Annotated in this window: 17 protein-coding genes; 7 read left to right on the top strand and 10 right to left on the bottom strand. The window is 32.5% G+C overall.

Features of this window, described 5'->3' with window-relative positions:
• Positions 1-227: 227 nt before the first annotated feature.
• Positions 228-1,298 carry a Fic family protein gene (locus SLW70_RS04975; RefSeq protein ID WP_320890940.1) on the bottom strand — a complete coding sequence of 357 codons (1,071 nt, stop codon included), beginning with the start codon at positions 1,296-1,298 and terminating at the stop codon, positions 228-230.
• Positions 1,291-2,664 carry a phage integrase SAM-like domain-containing protein gene (locus SLW70_RS04970; protein WP_320890939.1) on the bottom strand — a complete coding sequence of 458 codons (1,374 nt, stop codon included), beginning with the start codon at positions 2,662-2,664 and terminating at the stop codon, positions 1,291-1,293. The genes SLW70_RS04975 and SLW70_RS04970 overlap by 8 nt, the downstream gene beginning before the upstream one ends.
• A 407-nt stretch (positions 2,665-3,071) precedes the next feature.
• On the opposite strand from SLW70_RS04970, the gene SLW70_RS04965 reads away from it, so the two are divergent.
• The 3 genes from SLW70_RS04965 (at position 3,072) to SLW70_RS04955 (ending at position 5,242) form a co-directional block, all read left to right on the top strand.
• Entirely contained in the window at positions 3,072-3,434 is a 363-nt protein-coding gene (locus tag SLW70_RS04965) for a transposase (RefSeq protein ID WP_320888229.1), read from the top strand.
• Between the two features lie 13 nt (positions 3,435-3,447).
• Positions 3,448-4,401: a transposase gene (locus tag SLW70_RS04960; protein WP_320891742.1), complete on the top strand. Its 954-nt coding sequence runs from the start codon at positions 3,448-3,450 to the stop codon at positions 4,399-4,401.
• 142 nt (positions 4,402-4,543) lie between these two features.
• Positions 4,544-5,242 carry a porin family protein gene (locus SLW70_RS04955; RefSeq protein WP_320890938.1) on the top strand — a complete coding sequence of 233 codons (699 nt, stop codon included), beginning with the start codon at positions 4,544-4,546 and terminating at the stop codon, positions 5,240-5,242.
• Here the strand turns inward: SLW70_RS04955 and SLW70_RS04950 are convergent.
• A complete protein-coding gene (locus SLW70_RS04950) occupies positions 5,237-5,842 on the bottom strand; it encodes a hypothetical protein (RefSeq protein WP_320890937.1) in 606 nt (201 codons plus the stop codon). The two genes, SLW70_RS04955 and SLW70_RS04950, sit on opposite strands and share 6 nt — an antisense overlap.
• A 373-nt stretch (positions 5,843-6,215) precedes the next feature.
• Here SLW70_RS04950 and SLW70_RS04945 point away from each other — a divergent pair, with 373 nt between their 5' ends.
• The 4 genes from SLW70_RS04945 (at position 6,216) to SLW70_RS04930 (ending at position 10,540) form a co-directional block, all read left to right on the top strand.
• Positions 6,216-8,663 carry a bifunctional UDP-N-acetylmuramoyl-tripeptide:D-alanyl-D-alanine ligase/alanine racemase gene (locus tag SLW70_RS04945; RefSeq protein ID WP_320890936.1) on the top strand — a complete coding sequence of 816 codons (2,448 nt, stop codon included), beginning with the start codon at positions 6,216-6,218 and terminating at the stop codon, positions 8,661-8,663.
• 87 nt (positions 8,664-8,750) lie between these two features.
• On the top strand, positions 8,751-9,167 hold the full coding sequence (gene mscL / locus SLW70_RS04940) for a large conductance mechanosensitive channel protein MscL (protein WP_320890935.1): 417 nt from the start codon (positions 8,751-8,753) through the stop codon (positions 9,165-9,167).
• A 165-nt stretch (positions 9,168-9,332) separates the two neighbouring features.
• Complete coding sequence (locus SLW70_RS04935; protein WP_414458240.1) at positions 9,333-9,821, top strand: hypothetical protein; 489 nt, start codon at positions 9,333-9,335, stop codon at positions 9,819-9,821.
• Positions 9,821-10,540: a DUF4184 family protein gene (locus SLW70_RS04930; protein WP_320890934.1), complete on the top strand. Its 720-nt coding sequence runs from the start codon at positions 9,821-9,823 to the stop codon at positions 10,538-10,540. Before SLW70_RS04935 ends, SLW70_RS04930 begins: the two co-directional genes overlap by 1 nt.
• On the opposite strand, the gene SLW70_RS04925 is transcribed toward SLW70_RS04930, so the two are convergent.
• The 7 genes from SLW70_RS04925 to SLW70_RS04895 form a co-directional block, all read right to left on the bottom strand.
• Complete coding sequence (locus SLW70_RS04925) at positions 10,530-11,636, bottom strand: glycosyltransferase family 2 protein (protein WP_320890933.1); 1,107 nt, start codon at positions 11,634-11,636, stop codon at positions 10,530-10,532. The two genes, SLW70_RS04930 and SLW70_RS04925, sit on opposite strands and share 11 nt — an antisense overlap.
• A gap of 14 nt (positions 11,637-11,650) precedes the next feature.
• Entirely contained in the window at positions 11,651-12,601 is a 951-nt protein-coding gene (locus tag SLW70_RS04920) for a hypothetical protein (RefSeq protein WP_320890931.1), read from the bottom strand.
• Positions 12,602-12,703: 102 nt separating this feature from the next.
• Complete coding sequence (locus tag SLW70_RS04915) at positions 12,704-13,393, bottom strand: response regulator (RefSeq protein ID WP_320890929.1); 690 nt, start codon at positions 13,391-13,393, stop codon at positions 12,704-12,706.
• Positions 13,394-13,401: 8 nt separating this feature from the next.
• Positions 13,402-15,438 carry a tetratricopeptide repeat protein gene (locus SLW70_RS04910; protein WP_320890928.1) on the bottom strand — a complete coding sequence of 679 codons (2,037 nt, stop codon included), beginning with the start codon at positions 15,436-15,438 and terminating at the stop codon, positions 13,402-13,404.
• 136 nt (positions 15,439-15,574) lie between these two features.
• Positions 15,575-15,889: a 3-oxoacyl-ACP reductase gene (locus tag SLW70_RS04905; protein WP_320890927.1), complete on the bottom strand. Its 315-nt coding sequence runs from the start codon at positions 15,887-15,889 to the stop codon at positions 15,575-15,577.
• 179 nt (positions 15,890-16,068) lie between these two features.
• On the bottom strand, positions 16,069-16,884 hold the full coding sequence (locus SLW70_RS04900) for a LytTR family DNA-binding domain-containing protein (RefSeq protein ID WP_320890926.1): 816 nt from the start codon (positions 16,882-16,884) through the stop codon (positions 16,069-16,071).
• A 368-nt stretch (positions 16,885-17,252) separates the two neighbouring features.
• The gene (locus SLW70_RS04895; RefSeq protein ID WP_320890925.1) at positions 17,253-18,794 is read right to left on the bottom strand and encodes a glycine--tRNA ligase; all 1,542 of its coding nucleotides are present in this window, start codon (positions 18,792-18,794) and stop codon (positions 17,253-17,255) included.
• Between the last annotated feature and the right edge of the window lie 61 nt (positions 18,795-18,855).

Here is an 18,855-nt window from a genome sequence, read left to right as displayed (position 1 = left end):
ACCATTTAAGAATAAAGGTAAAACATATTACTTTCATCAACCTATTATATCTATTAAGAGTAACCCTTTTTATTGCTATTGAGTAATAATCTTTGCTTTAAGACTTTTTGTATGTCTATGCTAGTTTTATGCATTTTTTTACCACATCATTTGCAACGTGGTAAATTTTCGCCATTTTTTTACCACGTTATTTGAGTTGTGGTAAATAATAGCTGTTTTTTACCACGTTAGTCATTCATCAAAACTTTGATTAATGCGTTATTCATGTAATAGTTTGATTTGCCTACTTTTGTTTTTTCTAAAAATCCTAATTCGGCAATTTTATCTAAATAATTTTGTGCCGTTCTTTTGTTGATCCTCAATTCCTTCTCTAGAAATTCAATCTTGGTGTAAGGATTTCTAAAGAGGTTGTTTATTAAATCTTGACTGTATATTTTAGGTAATTGGGTTTGAATATCGGTTTTGTAATCCTGCATTAAAGTATTAATATTCGTAATTAAATTAATAGTTTGTATTGCTGTAACCTCAACGCTTTTAAGAAAATACAAAATCAAATGTTCCCAGTCGTTTTTGGTTCTTACATCTTGTAAAACTTGGTAATATTCCGCTTTATTTTGGGTAATGTAACGGCTTAAATACAAAATAGGAATATCTAACAATCCTTGTAAAACTAAGTATAGAATGTTTATAATCCTTCCAGTTCTACCGTTACCATCATAAAATGGGTGTATGCTTTCAAATTGATAGTGAATAATTGCCATTTTTATTAATGGATCAATATTTGAAAATTCATTGTCATTTATGAATTTTTCTAGGTTGCTCATTAAGTCCAAAACTTCGGTTGCACTTTGTGGAGGCGTATAAACGGTTTGCCCTTGTGAGTTTACTAATTTTGTACCGCCTTGGGTTCTAAATCCAGCGTTATTTTCTAATAACTCTTTTTGAATGGTTAGAATGTGCTTGTTTAATAAAAGTTGCTCTTTACGGACTATTTCAAAACCTAACTTTAAACCCTGTGCATAATTGTAAACTTCTTTGGTTGCTGGGTTGGTATGAATTAGTATGTTTTCCTTATATAAATCATCGTGAGTAGTTACAATGTTTTCTATTTCACTACTGTCTTTTGCTTCTTGTAATGTCAAAGTATTAATCAAAATACTTTCGTTTGGGATAGTCTTTGATGTTCCTTTTAATTCGGCTAAATAACGGTGTGACTTTGCAAGTTGTTTTAATATTGCAATGGTTTCCAATTCTTGCGGTGGTGGTAAAGGTGGCAAAGTAAAGTTTTCGTTAGTCATTTGTTCCGTTTTTTATAACTTTTAGTTGAGGCTCTTTGTCTTTGTTTATTTTCTCGTAAAACTGCATGAATAAATCGGCGTTTGCATCTTTATCTTCTCTTTTATTAATGTAAGTCAAAAATAAACTTTCTTTTGAATGTCCTGTAATATTTATTAAAATTGGTGTAGGTATCTTTTTATAATAGTTTGAGGCAAAGGAACGTCTGAAACAATGTGAAGCAATTAATTCATACTTCGGGTAGTTTCCTAATTCCTTGCGGTTAGTTTCAATATTTAATTTAGTTCCTTTTACAACTTCAATAATTCCTGCCAATTTGCAAATGACTTTTGCATATTCGTTTAGTTTTTGGTGTGGAATTTTTTTAGGTAAGTTGTTTTCGATAATATCAATCACATGAGGTGCAATTATGCCAATGGTTACACTTTTATTTGTTTTCTGTTGTACGATGTCGATATAATAATTTTTGCCGTTATATCGAATGTTTTCGTTTGTGATTTCTAATAAGTCGCCACCACGTTGCCCAATCTCACAACCTAACAAAATCCAGTTTCGAACATTGCTTAAACTTTCGGGTGTAATGGATAGGTTTTTTGTTAGTTCGGGATTTTCTTTTTTGAATTTGTTAAGTTGTTCAATATTTGATAAATCTACATTTTTGATTAGTTCTAATTCGTCAAACGATAGGGTTTGAATGTATCTGTCTTTGTCGCTTTCTCTAAAGAATGGAATTATTTTGGAATAAGGTGTTACTTGTATTTCGTTCTTTTCAGCATCGATACAAACAGTTTTTAAAATTTCTAATTGTTTGCCTGCGTAATTAGTAGAATAGTTTTTAGTATTAATAAGCCAGTTAGTAAATTTGTCAACAAAAGGTTTTGTGATCTCTATAAACAGGATTTGCTTTTTAATCTTCTTTTGATATTCTAAAATGATGTTTCGGAATAAAGTGTAGTTTTTAATAGTACTAGGGCTTAAACCAATTTTGTTTTTTACTTTGCGAGTGTTTGCGTTATCTATAATGAATTGAATGTGATTTACTAATAAGCCTGTGTCGGTTTTGATAACTCTACTGAAACAATCATTAATTTTTGATTCTAACCAATTAGAATCAATCAAAATACTTTTGCCTAAATCCGTGTTGAGGTTATTAGTTATAAAAGAATCTAATTTTTTGAGGTCGCTAGATAATAGTTTGTTTTCGGGATTGTTTTGTTTTGGTAGTCCTGTTGCTTCGCTCCAGTCTTTGGGGTGTATTGCAAAGCCTGTATTTAATTCAAATACATTATTTCGGTCTATTGATAAACGTACTTTTATAGAGACGTTTTTGTTTGCCTTACTTCTTACTCTAAATTGTATTGTTGCCATTTTGTGAACTTTTGAACTTTGAACAATTCAAAAGTAATAAATTTTGTAATACGTTTCACAAAGTTGCCCAACCGTTGCCCAACCGTTTTAAGATTCTATTCAATTTTATTCATTTTTATTCTATTGTGAAATATTGTTTTAATATCGTGTTAAGTGTTGAATTTATTAGGTTTTTGATGTGTTTTTGTAGAGTTTTTGGGAGTTTGTAAAAAATGCCAAATTGAGTGTGTAGGCGTGTAGGTTCGAGTCCTATTATCCGCACTTTGAAAAACCCAGAATACTCAGTATTTTGGGTTTTTTTATGCCTTTTATTGCCGAAATATTTATGTTCATTTCATTTTAGGATCAAGTCAAAAAGTTGTGGGGAAATATTAAATTTCGATATTTGTGTTTTAAATTAAATGCAAATGAAAGATTCCTTAGTTGAACTTCTCAAGTTATTGTTGCCAGAAATTATCGTTGATTATTTTGAACTTACTTCTTATGAAAAAGGTGAAGAAATTCTTCATTTATACTTAAAAGAGATTAATTCGATTCCAAAAGAATACCGTCAAAACAAATTAAGTTCAAAAGGTTTTTTTGATGAGATAACTGTTCAAGATTTTCCAATACGTGGACATCAAGTGTACCTACACATTACTCGTAGAAGATGGCTTAACGAAGATACTGGACAAGTTGTATTTAGAGATTGGAATTTAGTAGCAGACGGAACTCGGGTAACACAGGAGTTTGCGTCTTTTTTAAAAGAAATCAATAGATTCAAAGCCTAATGATTGTAATGCTATCGCCTCTTTCTATGGTGTCAAAGGCAAAAACCTACTATATCAATACAAGGATTTCTTAAGTGATTTTAAAATCTGGAATCAAAAAGCACATGCGAAACAATGGCTTATTTTTCCTGAAAACATTGGAAAACGGTTATCTATTGATGAAACCTCTCTTTCTAATGGCGAGCTTTACACCGTTTTAACAAACAAAGCTGCTAACGGTAGAAAAGGCACTATAGTAGCGATGGTTGCTGGAACAAAAGCAGAAACAGTAATTGCAATTATTGAAAAAATCCCTCTTAAACAACGAAACCTAGTTAATGAAATAACATTGGACATGGCTGGTAATATGGGATTAATTGCTAAAAAATGTTTTCCTAAAGCAATACAAGTGACCGACCGCTTTCATGTTCAAAAACTTGCCACTGAAGCTTTGCAAGAGATCAGAATTAAACACCGATGGAAAGCTATAGACCAAGAAAACGAAGCAATGGAACAAGCTAAAAGCAGCAAAACGAAGTATGAACCAAAAATATTAACCAACGGCGATACCCTCAAACAACTACTAGCTAGGAGTCGTTATTTTTTATACAAAAACAAATCAAAATGGTCTCAGAACCAAAAAGAACGTGCGGACTTATTATTCAATTTATATCCCGATATTCATAAAGCATACAATCTAACACAAGACTTACGCAATATCTTTGAAAACACAACTGATAAAATAATTGCTTTTACTAGACTGGCCAAATGGCATGAAAAAGTAAATCAATCAGGATTTAAGTCTTTCAACACAATATCTCGAACCATAACCAATCATTATCAAAACATATTAAACTATTTTGACAACAGAAGTACTAATGCTTCGGCAGAATCCTTCAATGCCAAAATAAAAGCTTTTAGGTCGCAGTTTAGAGGAGTTAGAAACATTGAGTTTTTCCTTTTTAGGCTAACTAATATTTATGCTTAATTTTTGTCGCTCCACAGGTTTTAGGATTGATCCTCATTTTACATCACAAACCCCATTTTCATCTTAGTAAATCTTATATTTGTAATTGATTCTAAAATCAGAATCATAAAAACATAAGTCTCCATCTAAATCTAATAAGAAAATGCGATTATTTTTTAGCTGCTTGTATTTGTTATCGTTTTTTAGTTTGGCTGCACAGGAGGAAATAAAGACTCAAAAATCACCTATTATTGCCGTTGATTCCTTATACCGAGAAGACCAATTTTATTTTGGATTCACCTATAACACCTTACAAAACAAGCCCGATCAATTAGCACAAAACAAATTTTCCACAGGATTTTCGGCTGGATTTCTAAGAGATATGCCTGTAAACAAAGCACGAACAGTAGCCATTGCTCCAGGACTTGGAATTACCTACAACAACTACATTCAAAATTTAAGTATCCAAGAAAACGGTTCTGATATCGATTACAGCATTTTCACCACAACCGATTATTCAAAAAATAGATTATCCCAACTTTTTATAGACATCCCTATCGAATTTCGTTGGCGCACATCAACTTATACTTCGTATAAATTTTGGCGCGTTCACGGAGGTGTAAAATTCAGCTATTTAGTCTACGACCGTTACATATACAAAAACGGTAACGAAAAAACGATAATAACTCAAAATCCCGATTACAACAAACTGCAGTACGGTGTTTATCTTGCCACTGGTTACAACACCTTCAATCTATATGCCTATTATGGATTAAATTCACTGTTTAAATCAGCACAAATTGAGGGTAATAAAATTGACATGAGCACCTTAAACCTAGGGCTTATTTTCTACATTTTATAACCACAAATACATCAAAAACATTTGCGGAATACTGCCTATCAAAAACCCTAAAACCAATTCTTTAGGAGTATGAGCACGCATTTCCAATCGTGATGCCGCTACCACAGCATTCATCACAATGAGAAAGCTAATCCAAAATGTATTATCAGTCTCAAAATGCCTATTCAAACCAAAAACAAACATCGTTAAAGCACTAATCCCAAGCATGTGTAAACTCGCTTTTGTCCTAACAAATAAAAGCAGCAACGCTATCAAAGTACTCAGCAATGCCCCTAGAAAGAAAAAATGAAACTCTGGATAAAGCTCTATTGTAATCCCTTTTTTTACCAATAAAATAATCAAAAAACATTGAATTACTAATGGCATTTTGCGCTCGCCCAATTTAGGCGCCATCATCGAACTAATCTTCCCAATAGAACGTAACAATAAAAAAATCAACAACGGGAACACCATCGTAACAACGATAACCTCAGCAAAAACAATGATTTTCTCTCTATTGATAGCATACGATTGATCTGCAAATAGGTAAAAAAAACAGGCATATAGAGGAATAAAAAGCGGATGAAAAACATAGGAAAAGGAAACAAGAAACTTTTTCAAAATGGTTATTTAGCGGTTAGTCAAACAAATATACTAAAATTGTTTAGCCAACCATAACCCAAATTACAAGAAACAAAACCCTACTAACAGTACTATATCCTTATATTTGGGCGTGCCACCACTAGGAAAAGGGGCAAACTTTTGATTGCGGTTATGATGCCCCTTTCCCTACTGCTGTCGGGCTCTCCGTGCCGCTATGGCGACCTACTTCGATCCCTCACGCAATCCCTGCACTCTTTCACCAAAAGGACAACAGTTACTTTTTATTTCCATAAATTAAATAATTCCCTTCTTAATAAGGAAATGAATAAGAAATAGTAATTTTGGTAAACATTGCATAAATTTAACTCCAAAGCATTTAACCTATACATAAATGAGCATACCACTAAAAAACATTATTTCGGCCATTGACACCAAATCATATGATACTGTAGATGATGATGTAATTATCGATCATGTTTCCATTGATAGCCGTTCATCACACAATAGCCCAAACACCTTGTTTTTTGCACTAATTGGTCCCAATAACGATGCCCATACTTATATCCCACAACTAATTAACGAAGGTGTTCAACATTTTGTAGTAAGCTATATCCCAAAAGATTTAGAAAAAAAAGCCTCATTTATTCTAGTAGAAAACACGCTTGAAGCTTTACAAAAATTTGCTGTTTATTATCGAGAATTATTCGACTTTCCCGTAATAGGAATAACTGGCAGTAACGGAAAAACCATTGTCAAAGAATGGCTTAATTTTCTACTTAGCCCTGATTACAACGCCATTCGAAGCCCGAAAAGTTTTAATTCGCAAGTAGGTGTTCCACTATCAGTCATCGCCATTAACGAGAAACACAATCTGGGTATTTTTGAAGCAGGAATTTCCACGGTTAATGAAATGGAAAAATTAGAACCTATTGTACAACCTAGCATTGGAGTGCTAACCAATATTGGTTCTTCTCATGACGAAGGCTTTGAAAATACAGACCAAAAAATAAAAGAAAAACTATTGCTTTTTAAGCATTCTAGCATACTCATTTATAAAAAAAATGAACGTGTAGATGCTTTATTACCCAAAAATATCCCAACCTTTAGCTGGAGTTTTGATGATGCAACAGCAAACCTCTTAGTCTATAAAACTGAAACGCAAAACCAAAAAACAACTCTTTATTACCAGTACCAAGAAAAGTCATTTCAAATCGAAATCCCTTTTGAAGACTATGCTTCCATTGAAAATGCAATTTCATGCTTGATGGTGTTACTGTATTTCAATTATAGCAACAGTGTCATTCAATCGCGAATGCATTTACTATACCCGGTTGAAATGCGATTGAAAGTTAAAAACGGAATCAACAATTGCAGCTTGATTGACGACAGTTACAGCTCTGACTATCAATCCTTAAAAATAGCCTTGGACTTTCTAGACAGTCAAAATAAATTCCAAAAGAAAACCCTTATTTTGTCAGACATCCTTCAAAGCGGATTATCAAACGAAGAGTTGTATAGTCGGGTGGCAAAATTAGTGGTTTCAAACAAAATTTCGAGAGTTATTGGTATTGGTGAAACGATTACCGCTTTCCAAAACAAATTCACTAATTGCATCACCTACCCCAGCACAATTGATTTTTTGACCGATTTCGAAAATTTAGACTTCTCCAATGAAACCATCTTAGTCAAAGGAGCACGTTCATTTGAATTTGAAGAAATCATAGCCGTTTTGGAAGAGAAAAAACATGAAACGGTGTTCGAAATCAATCTCAATGCGTTAAGTTATAATCTGAATTTTTTCCGTTCTAAATTGCAACCCAATGTCAAGATTATGGTAATGGTAAAGGCATTTGGTTATGGCAATGGCGGACTGGAAATCGCTAAATTATTAGAGCACCATAAAGTAGATTACTTAGGAGTCGCTTTTGCCGATGAAGGCATCTCATTAAAAAATGGAGGCATCCGCTTACCTATTATGGTCTTGAACCCTGAAAGTACAAGTTATTCTTCGATAATTCAACATCAATTAGAACCCGAGATTTACAACCTCAAAGGACTTCACAATTTCATAAAAATAGCCGAGCAAAAAAAATTAAAAAATTTCCCCATTCATATAAAAGTAGATACAGGTATGCACCGTTTGGGCTTTGAACGCAACGATATCGATGAATTAATTCAAACGCTTAAAGGCAATACTTCTGTTCAAGTCAAAAGTATTTTGTCTCATATGGCAACTAGTGATGACGCCAAACATTATGATTTTGCCTTAAAGCAAATTAATCTTTTTGATGAATTATCGTCTAAAATCATGACCGAACTACAGATACACCCAATAAGGCATATTTTAAACACTTCAGGTATAAGTAATTTTCCCGAAGCACAATTCAATATGGTCCGTTTAGGAATCGGAATTTACGGCGTCTCAAATGACACCGAAGAGCAAAAATACTTAGAAAATGTAGGCACTTTAAAATCCATTATCTCTCAAATTCGCACCATTCCCGCAGGAGACAGTGTCGGTTACGGCAGACGCTTTATGGCCGAAAAAGAAACTAAAATTGCCACAATCCCCATTGGTTATGCCGATGGAATTTCGAGAGCCTGGGGTAATGGCGTGGGTTATGTAACTATAAAAAACCAGAAAGCCCAAATTGTAGGAAGCGTGTGTATGGATATGCTTATGGTGGACGTATCAATCATTCCATGCAACGAAGGAGATGACGTTATTATCTTTGGCGAAAGCCCAACCGTTTCAGAAATGGCACACCATCTAAATACAATACCATATGAAGTACTTACAAGCATTTCTCAACGTGTAAAACGTGTCTTTTACAGATAAAAATGGTTTTTTCATCCAAAAAACACTAATTTATCTTACTATTATTTGTACATTAGTTTTCAAGTTTAACTTAACAAAAATTAATATATGGGATTTTTCAGCGATTTTAAAGCTTCTTTGATGAAAGGAGACGTTTTAAGTTTAGCAACCGCCGTAGTAATTGGCGGAGCTTTTGGTAAAGTTATTGGTTCAGCAGTTGAAGATATCATCATGCCAATAGTAGGTTTACTTACAGGTGGTGTCGATTTTACAACTAAATTTATCTCACTTGATGGTAATTCATATGAAACTCTTGACGCAGCCAAAGAAGCAGGCGCAGCAGTATTAACTTATGGAAACTTAGTGCAAGCTGTTATCAATTTTGTAATTATTGCTTTCTTTGTATTTGTTGTTTTAAGAGCAGCAGAAGCAATGAAAAAGAAAGAAGAAGCGGCACCAGCCCCTCCAGCAGGTCCAACACAAGAGGAATTGCTAACTCAAATTAGAGATTTATTAAAAAAATAATTTCCGCTACATTATATATTCTAACTAAACCGCTTCTTAATGGAGGCGGTTTTTCTTTTATAAAACTACTAATTAGTACCAATTAGAAAGATTCTAAAACAAAAAGTATCTTTATACAATTTGCGACTAATAAAATAATTGTATTTTTATACTTTAATATTCCAATTGAAATTCAACACCTTGAAGCATTATTACATTTTACTATTAATCCTGTTTTCATCTTGTCAATATTTTGACAAGCAATTACCTTCAGAAAAGGAATTATTACAAAAGGAATTAAAATCCATTAATTGGAAAGAAGTTGATGAATATCCTTCGTTTGTAGACTGTAATAAAGTTGAAGGAAAAATAGAACGTCAAAAATGTTTTTTTCAGTTTTTAACGGAGTTAATTCAGGAAAAAATCCAAATTGACACTCTTTCCATATTATACCCAGAATTAGATACGATCGAGGTCAAAGTGACCGTGTTCCCTAATTCAAGAATACAATTTGAACCTTTATTTCCTAAAGATTCTGTCACCTACGATACCGTAAAAATAGATAGCATTCTAAAGCGAAGACTCGTTGGTTTTCCAAAAGTAAATCCAGCTATAAAACGTGGTATTCCTGTTAAAACACAATTCATATTACCTGTAATCATTAAAGTCGAATAATGCCATTTACATTTTCACATGCAGCTGTTGTTTTGCCTTATTTAAAAAACAAAAAACTGTCTGCAACAGCTTTAATAGCAGGCACGATGTCTCCTGATTTTGAATATTTTTTTCGAATGAAAATGCAAAGTCAAATCAGTCATACATTTATAGGTATATTTATACTCGACTTGCCCTTAGCCCTAATGGTCATGTTCTTATTTCATCAAATTATTAAAAGAAGCTTAATTCAAAACTTACCTGCTTTTTTTCAAAAAAGAATGTATGAACTAGCAAATTCAAACTGGCTAACCTATTTCAAAAACAATGCTTTCATTGTGTTTTATTCTTTTATACTCGGTACATTAACCCATATTTTATGGGACTCAATAACGCATTGGGATGGTTTTTTGGTCCAAAGGTCAACATTTTTAAGCAGCTCACTTTATGGCATCCCACTATATAGTTTAGCACAACATCTGAGTTCTTTGATAGGAATGATTTGCATACTATATTTTTTCTATCGACTCCCAGAATCAAAAGAAGATACACATCTTATAAATTGGAAATACTGGCTGTGGAGTTTGTTTAGCACAGTAGTATTCTTCGCTATTCGTTTGTCTTTTGGAATTCAACAAGATGAGATTGCCACAATCGTAGTAAGTTTGATATCTTCAGGAGTTCTAGGACTTTCAGTGGGAGGATTAGTATTCAAAAACAATAGAATAATTACTTCTTAAAAACTCTTCCTTTCCATTCATACTTCCCAAACAAAGAGTATAATGCCACGCTTAGATTAAAAAAAGGATAAATCAGGCTACTTAAAAGCAAATAACGAATTTTGTCACCACTCAAAAAACGATTAGCATCATAAATCATAATACTGTCAACAATAAATTTTGACAAGCAGACAAAAATAAAACTTTGAAAAGTAAACAAACCCAAAGTCAAAAATAGAATTCCCAAAACAATCGCAAAATTTCCAGCGATAACAGCAAAACCCAATCCTATAGCAAACCGACTTTGATAGGAACTCGCTTTAGAAGCCCATCGCACTCTTTGATAAAATAATAACTTCCAACTACTTACCGGCTGCGTACTAACAATAGCTTCTTTAGATTTCAAATAATGAACCTTTTCTGCTGACTGAATAATTGCCTTTTGTAACAAAAAAACATCATCTCCACTAGCAATTTTATCATTCCCATCAAAACCGTTGAGTTCATGAAAAAAAGTTTTAGTATACCCAAAATTAGCCCCATTACACATAAATCCATGCCCCAAGCCAAAACCACCAATGGTAGCAGCTTGTAAACTCGCCAAATCTAGTTGTTGAAAATGATGTAAAAAGGAATCCTGAACTTGGTGAGTAACGGCTCCTGCGAGCATTTCTAACTCATTTTGTTGAATATAATTATCATAAGTCAACAACCAATTTTGTGGAACAATACAATCAGCATCAGTTGTAATTACCCAATTTGTAGTCACTAATTCCATCGCGGTCCTAATTGCATCTTTCTTAGGAGAATTGGATTTTCGAACATTATTTATAACTGAAATCTGGAATTTGAAATTTGAAATTTGAATCTTTTCGGTTGAATCATCATCAACTAAAATAACTTCAAACAAATCTAGAGGGTAATTTAATTTTGAAATACTTTCCAAAAGAATAGGCAAATTAGCTGCTTCATTACGAAAAGGAACTATAATGGTGAATTTTGTTATTGGCTTTAAGCCAAAGGATTTAAAATGTTTTATTTTGAAAAAACCATAATACAATGCTATGATAGAGAGAATATAAAGCAGACAGTTTAAAAATAAAACAATTGAAATCATAGTATTGTATCCAGTTAATCGGTCAGTATTTCAGAAGTCTTAAAATTGAGTACATAAAAACTACCTATAATTACAGGAATGACTACATTCAAAAACCACATCAGTGTTGAAACAAAGATGATAATCCATTCGTTAACTCCCAAAATACCAAAAAAGAATAAAGCCACACTGCCTTTAACTGCAAATTCTAAAAACTGAAAACTTGGCAATGAAGAAGCTAAAAAATAAACCGTTGTAACGGCTGACATCAAGGTTAAATAAGGCAATTCAACATCAAAACCTAAAAACAAAAAATAATATTGATGCGAGAATACCAGATAACGGCAAAAACCAAGTAGAATATTACGTTGGTGAATTTCTTTCGGAATTGCATTAATTTTTCCAATTAACTTTTCAATCGAATATCCTTTAATATTTATCTTCTTTGAAAAAAATAAAACACCGACGATTGAAACACAAATTCCAAATAGTATCGCAACTGTTTTTGAGGTAATAACATGGTACAAAGCATTAAAATACAACAACCCAAAGAGTCCAAAAACCACCGTCAAAACCATTTGAATTCCGTTACAAATAAGGTTTAAAAAAACAACCTTTTTTGCATTTGATTTACTAAAATACAAAGCTTTACCCGCATATTCTCCTACACCATTGGGCGTAAACACACCTGCGGTTAAGGCTGCGAGAACTTGTTTTGTGGATTCAGTAATTGTAATATGGCGAATTTGAGAGGCTAGATTTTGCCATTTCAATATTTCGAAATATCTGTTTAGCACACTAAGCAACAAAATAAAACTAACTCCAAGTACGGATTGATTTTTTTTAAAGACAGACTTAAATTGTACCCAATCTAGTTTATCATTGTTTGCCAATTGATTGTAAATAAAATAAAACGCACCTACTACAATCAAAATTTTAATTAGAAGTACTACGATTTTTTTGGCTTTATGTGAAATCGAAATCATGAATGCAAAGAAACAAATTAAAATCGAGTTTGGAATTTAAAAAATACCAAACAAAAAAGGCTGTGCATATTGCCAGCCTTCACAAATTCTATTAAGATAAAACTAAAATATCAATCCTTTATTTTTTGCCGCTTTGACAAGATCTTCATCGCTACCTTCACTTATGTTCAATAATTCTTTTAAATTTAATTTTCGAACTTCAATGGCATTCAAAGAAATCGGAATATATTGAGTAAGAGCATTGGTCTTAGTACCTTTTGACAAATGAAATAATATTTGTTTATCAAATAAATCTATTTCAATAGTATTATCATGAGACTCCAGCATCTCCAAAATAGACTTACTATAGTATACCTGGTTCTTTATAACTTTATCAAAAGCAAGCAGTAGTTCATCAAAAGTCAAATCATTTTTGATGACTAACCCTCTTGGATTTACATTGCAAATCAAGGTCTTTAACTTCAAAAATTCAGTAAACATGGTTAGCATAATAATCTTGCAATTGGGCATATGATCCAAAATCAACTTTGCTAAATCTTCCCCAGAGTACAAATTCTTTTCTTCATATGAAGGCATACTGATATCTAAAAAAGCGATATCAAAGGAAGACTCAGGATTTGTAATTACATGATAAGCTGATTCACAATCTTTAGCTTCGGATATTGTAAATTCATAATTATCAGGTTCATACCTAGTAATTGCATTTTTATATCCTTGGATAATAAACGGATGATCATCAACAATTAAGATGTTGTTTTTAATTTTAGTTGTGGTAGTAGAATTCGATCCCATTGGCATTATTAAGATGGTATTTGTTTTTCGATTGGAACAGTTATAGTAATTTCTGTACCCTCACCTTGTTTTGATTTTATATTAAATTCACCTTTGCATTCTTTAGTTCTAGAAATCATATTTTGAACTCCAATGCCTTTCTTTTTCAATTTGGTATTAAAGCCAATCCCATCATCCTTTACTATCAGTCTTAAATCACCTTTTATTTTTTTCAATTCAACCGTAATGGTTTTTGCATTGGCATATTTATTAATATTCTGAATTGATTCTTGAATAATTCTAAATACATTAATCTTAATCGCATTCGACAATAAGTCCCATTTAATAGATGAATCAATATTGGAAATTAATTTTGAAGCAAAGGTTTTACGTTGTTCTTCGAATAAATTATCTACGATTGCAACGAAGTTATTAATTAATTCTGATTTTTCCCTATTCAAGTCATGAGAAATTTCACGAATATCTTGTTCAATATTTTTTAATTCGGTTATATAGGCATTTCTTTGTTCGATTGCCATATCATCATTAAACCTATTCAAGCTATCTAAATTCATTCGAACACCAAACATTCTGCCCAAAACTCCGTCATGTAATTCTTGAGCAACCCGTTTTTTCTCCTCTACTCGATTGGCATCGATTGCATTTTGCTGATTGATCATCAAGTTATAAATATCTTCGTTTGCTTTTTGCTGTTGTTGTTTGTAAAGCAGCTCTCTAGTTTTAGTTTTTTGTGCTTTAATAATGTATAAGAACATTCCAAATATGATTAAACCACTAAAAACATATACCAAATTTCGATTTTTTACCTCTAAATCTGAATACTCTCCTTTTATCTTATCCGTTTCATATTCGATTCTAGTGAATTTATTCCCCATACTCCGTTCTATCTTCTGTAGACTATCATTCAAACGTAGGTATTCTTTGGTATATTCAGCTGCTCGCTTAGGTTCTAAAACAGCCAGTTGTTTTAAAGGCGATAAAAAATTCCTAGGATTTTTTGAAATTTGAGCTGTCTTTAAGGCCTCATTTGAAAACTGTAACGCTTTGAGGGTATCCTTTTTATAGGCATAAAACTCCGATAAATGCAATAAACTTGTGATTTTTCCATTTTGAAGATCTAAACTATCTCTTATCTTTAGTGACTTGTAAAATAATTCTGGAATCTCATTAAACTCATTCAATTTAAATTTTGAATAAGCAATATTATCTAATAAAGTAGCATACGTTGAAGGATTCCCAATTAACAGATCCTTTTGATTTAAACCTTGCTCAAAATAATAAATTGCCTTACGGTGATTTTTCATTCGTTGATAAACTAATCCCGTATTATTCAAACTCATAGATTTTGCTTGAAATATACCTGAAATAACGGCATTATCAATTGAAGCATATGCCTTGTCATTATATTCAATAGCTTTATCAAACTCTTCTAATTCACTATAAATCAAACCTAGTAAATTATAGGATTCAAATAACAATTCTTTAGCTTCAATCCCATTAATCCCTCTAATAACGTTGAAAACAGCTATTTCACTACCTGAATAGTCGCTTTGATTGTACTGCAATCCAGCTTTATTCAATCTCGTACGCCCTAGATTATAGGCATCATTAAGCAACAAAAATGATTTTTCCGCCTTAAAATAGTACATATACGCACTATCCGGCATCATTATACCTCCGTAGTAATCTCCTAAATAAGAATAGGATTTGGCAATATAAGTAGTGTCTTTTGCAGCTAAAGACTGTTTTAACAAGACTCGAACTGATTTTTCAAATTCGCCCATGTCGCCCATATTATAATATCGATTGGCAACACGAAGTAGATTGACACGATGCATCGAATCGTTTGTCTGATTAACAACTGTTAGAAATGCCTTCTTGGCATATAATTGCCTGTCAGACGTAGCTAGTTTTTCATCATTAGCCAAATCAAAATATATAGCTAAACTATCCGAATTGGAATCAATAGGCTTATAAGTCGTTTTCTTTTTAGAACAACCTATAATAATAAACAAAAACAATATTATGTATAAATATCTTGACAATCTTTTTTTTGATTTACACCAAAAATAGTAAATTATACATACGAACATAAAAAAAGGCTATCAAATGATAGCCTTTTTTTAAATAACAATCCAATTAAATTTGAATTGCTTATTACTTGATAGTTTATTTAATGAATTAATCTAGCTTTCTATTACTTACAATTCCTCCACCATTTAAATCTAATTTTCTATTGCTTACAATTCCTCCACCATTTAAATCTGATTTTCTATTACTTACAATTCCTCCACCATTTAAATCTGATTTTCTATTACTCACAATTCCTCCACCATCTAAATCTAATTTTCTATTACTTACAATTCCTCCACCATTTAAATCTAATTTTCTATTACTTACAATTCCTCCACCATCTAAAGTAGTTTCAGGAGTTGTGAATGAAGTTAAAACCATTACTAATGCTAATAATCCGATTGATGCGATTGACTTTTTCATAATTTGGGGTTTTTATGTTTTTATACTGTTTTACTTGTTTAAGTGACTAGCGGTTACTGCTTTATCACGATGTAAAACTACACAAGAACCCACTATTCACCTTACAAAAACAGGCGTTTATGGTGGAATGCGCTCATTTGAGAGTGGATGGATATCAAATCTGGGTGGATGGATGGATTTTAAATTTCTAGGTAGTTACCACTTGAAATTTCAGCTATAATTAGGTCGATATTTCCCTTATAAGATTTAGAGAAAGGTAGTTTTATAGCAGTATTTTTAATATAACACACTGAATTTCCGGTATGTATCCTCGAAATACAATGACTATTCACAATATAACTGTTATGAATGCGCACAAAAGGATACGATAACACCCCTTCAAAATGCTTTAAAGTTTTAAAAGCAGTAATCATTTCGCCATTATTCAAATGGATATCGGTCGAATTATTATCCGCTTGGAAATAAGCGATGTCTCGCGTATCGATATACCTATAGTCTCCGTACGACTTAATACATAATATAAGCGGTTCTTTTTGAGCTGTTGTTTCTTGTTGAACTACAGGAACAATAGGCGGCTCAATTGCCAGTTGCGGTAATACTGTTACCGATTCCTCAACTGCACTTGATTTTTCTAACTTGAGAATCGTTTTAATTAAATGAACCCTAGAAACTGGCTTTATTATATAATCCGCTACTTCGTACTGAATAGCATCAAATGCCAAATCTTTTTTCTTTGTGGTAACTATTATTTTGGGAACTACTTTGAGGTAACGATACAATTCGTTAATAAGTACTAAAGAAAGATTACTCTTTTTATCAGCGGGATCAATTTCAAGAAAAACCAATTGTGGATTGTGTTCTAATATTATATTCAACCCTTCTTCGTAATTATTTGCTGAAGCCAAAAAAGTAAGCTCCGAAAAACCATCCGCAACTGCTTTGGTTTCTAAGACACTCTCTTGATTATCGTCAACAATAACGTACGAGTAATTCATGTGTGGTACTTCCTAAATTAAATTAGACCGCACAACTTTAGTTATAGCCGAATATTTCTTTCAACTACTATTAGGTTTAGTATAAATGATAGTTTTGGGGAAACTATATCAAAAAATTGTTTATTCAGCAAAAAAAACAACTTTTTAACAAGCTAAAAATAAACATTTAACTTATTTATTTGTTTACTTAATAATAGAAATCGACGAAATGTTAATAGTCATTGATAAAGGGCAAAAAAATCCGATTAAAAGCGTAAACCATTATTATTCAATACCTAATTTATACCATTATTTCCTACATAGGGATTTTGAAAACAAAAAAAGCCCTCCGAAATGGAAGGCTTTTTAGTATTATATAGAATAGAAAATTACATTTTCATTAGCCAATTTTTCACAGCTACTTCATTTTCTATTATTGATTTCAAATCAGCAATATTAACTCGATCTTGCTTCATTGTGTCTCTATGACGAATGGTTACCGTTTGATCCTCGATAGTCTGATGATCTACTGTGATACAAAACGGCGTCCCTAAGGCATCTTGTCTTCTGTAACGTCTTCCTACCGCATCTTTTTCATCATAGGCTACATTGAAATCCCATTTTAAATCTGCGATGATTTGATGCGCTATTTCAGGTAATCCATCTTTTTTAACCAATGGTAGAACTGCCGCTTTAGTTGGCGCTAAAACTGATGGCAATTTTAAAACAGTTCTTGACGAACCATCCTCTAATACTTCTTCTTTTAATGAAGTAGCAAAAACAGCCAAGAACATTCTATCTAATCCTACTGAAGTTTCTACAACATACGGCACATAATTTTTATTTAACTCTGCATCAAAATACTGTAATTTTCTACCAGAATATTGTTCATGTGCTTTTAAGTCAAAATCAGTACGAGAGTGAATTCCTTCTAATTCTTTGAAACCGAAAGGGAAATTAAATTCAATATCTGCTGCAGCATTAGCATAATGCGCTAATTTCTCATGGTCATGAAAACGGTAGTTCTCTTTACCTAAACCAAGTGACAAATGCCACTTAAGTCTTGCTTCTTTCCAAAACTCGTAATGTTTCATCTCTTCACCTGGACGCACAAAAAATTGCATTTCCATTTGTTCAAACTCACGCATACGGAAAATAAATTGTCTCGCAACAATCTCATTTCGAAACGCCTTACCTGTTTGAGCAATTCCAAAAGGAACCTTCATTCGCCCTGATTTTTGAACATTCAAGAAATTTACAAAAATACCTTGAGCCGTTTCTGGTCGTAAATACAAATCCATTGCTGAATCAGCCGAGGCACCTAATTTGGTTCCAAACATCAAATTAAATTGCTTCACTTCGGTCCAATTACGTGATCCCGAATCTGGACAAGCAATTTCCAATTCTTCAATCAAAGCTTTCACATCAGCCAAATCTTCATTGCCAAGAGAACGAGCCATACGTTCAAGAATCTCTCTTTCTTTGGCTTTGTATTCAACTACTCTTGCGTTTGTAGAAACGAATTCTTGCTCATTAAAAGCCTCTCCAAAACGAACTCTCGCTTTTTCGATTTCCTTGATTGCCTTTTGATTCAGCTTTTCAGCATAATCTTCAATCAAAACATCCGCTCTATATCGTTTTTTTGAATCTTTATTATCTATTAACGGGTCATTAAAAGCATCTACGTGACCTGACGCTTTCCAAGTAGTTGGATGCATCAATATTGCAGCATCTAGTCCTACAATATTATCGTTCATTTGAACCATGGCCTTCCACCAATATTCACGTATGTTCTTTTTTAACTCAACTCCGTTTTGTGCGTAATCATATACAGCACTTAAACCATCGTAAACTTCGCTAGACGGAAAAATAAATCCGTACTCTTTTGCATGCGAAACTACATTCTTAAAAATATCTTCTTGTTTTGCCATGATGCAAAAATATAAAAAGTGAACATAAAAAAAAGAAAATACCTAAAGTTTGAAGCATTGA

It is taken from the genome of Flavobacterium sp. NG2 (assembly GCF_034119845.1).
GTDB lineage: Bacteria > Bacteroidota > Bacteroidia > Flavobacteriales > Flavobacteriaceae > Flavobacterium.
The sequence above is the reverse complement of the archived record's forward strand: the minus strand, read 5'-3'. Positions and strand labels throughout refer to the sequence as shown.

Bases quoted from the DNA above. Each gene is read 5' to 3' on its own strand.
- SLW70_RS04930 (WP_320890934.1), top strand. From the start codon at position 9,821: ATGCCATTTACATTTTCACATGCAGCTGTTGTTTTGCCTTATTTAAAA.
- SLW70_RS04925 (WP_320890933.1), bottom strand. From the start codon at position 11,636: ATGATTTCAATTGTTTTATTTTTAAACTGTCTGCTTTATATTCTCTCT.
- SLW70_RS04915 (WP_320890929.1), bottom strand. From the start codon at position 13,393: ATGGGATCGAATTCTACTACCACAACTAAAATTAAAAACAACATCTTA.
- SLW70_RS04895 (WP_320890925.1), bottom strand. From the start codon at position 18,794: ATGGCAAAACAAGAAGATATTTTTAAGAATGTAGTTTCGCATGCAAAA.
- SLW70_RS04965 (WP_320888229.1), top strand. From the start codon at position 3,072: ATGAAAGATTCCTTAGTTGAACTTCTCAAGTTATTGTTGCCAGAAATT.
- SLW70_RS04955 (WP_320890938.1), top strand. From the start codon at position 4,544: ATGCGATTATTTTTTAGCTGCTTGTATTTGTTATCGTTTTTTAGTTTG.
- SLW70_RS04905 (WP_320890927.1), bottom strand. From the start codon at position 15,889: ATGAAAAAGTCAATCGCATCAATCGGATTATTAGCATTAGTAATGGTT.
- SLW70_RS04945 (WP_320890936.1), top strand. From the start codon at position 6,216: ATGAGCATACCACTAAAAAACATTATTTCGGCCATTGACACCAAATCA.
- SLW70_RS04970 (WP_320890939.1), bottom strand. From the start codon at position 2,664: ATGGCAACAATACAATTTAGAGTAAGAAGTAAGGCAAACAAAAACGTC.
- SLW70_RS04900 (WP_320890926.1), bottom strand. From the start codon at position 16,884: ATGAATTACTCGTACGTTATTGTTGACGATAATCAAGAGAGTGTCTTA.
- SLW70_RS04920 (WP_320890931.1), bottom strand. From the start codon at position 12,601: ATGATTTCGATTTCACATAAAGCCAAAAAAATCGTAGTACTTCTAATT.
- SLW70_RS04975 (WP_320890940.1), bottom strand. From the start codon at position 1,298: ATGACTAACGAAAACTTTACTTTGCCACCTTTACCACCACCGCAAGAA.
- mscL (WP_320890935.1), top strand. From the start codon at position 8,751: ATGGGATTTTTCAGCGATTTTAAAGCTTCTTTGATGAAAGGAGACGTT.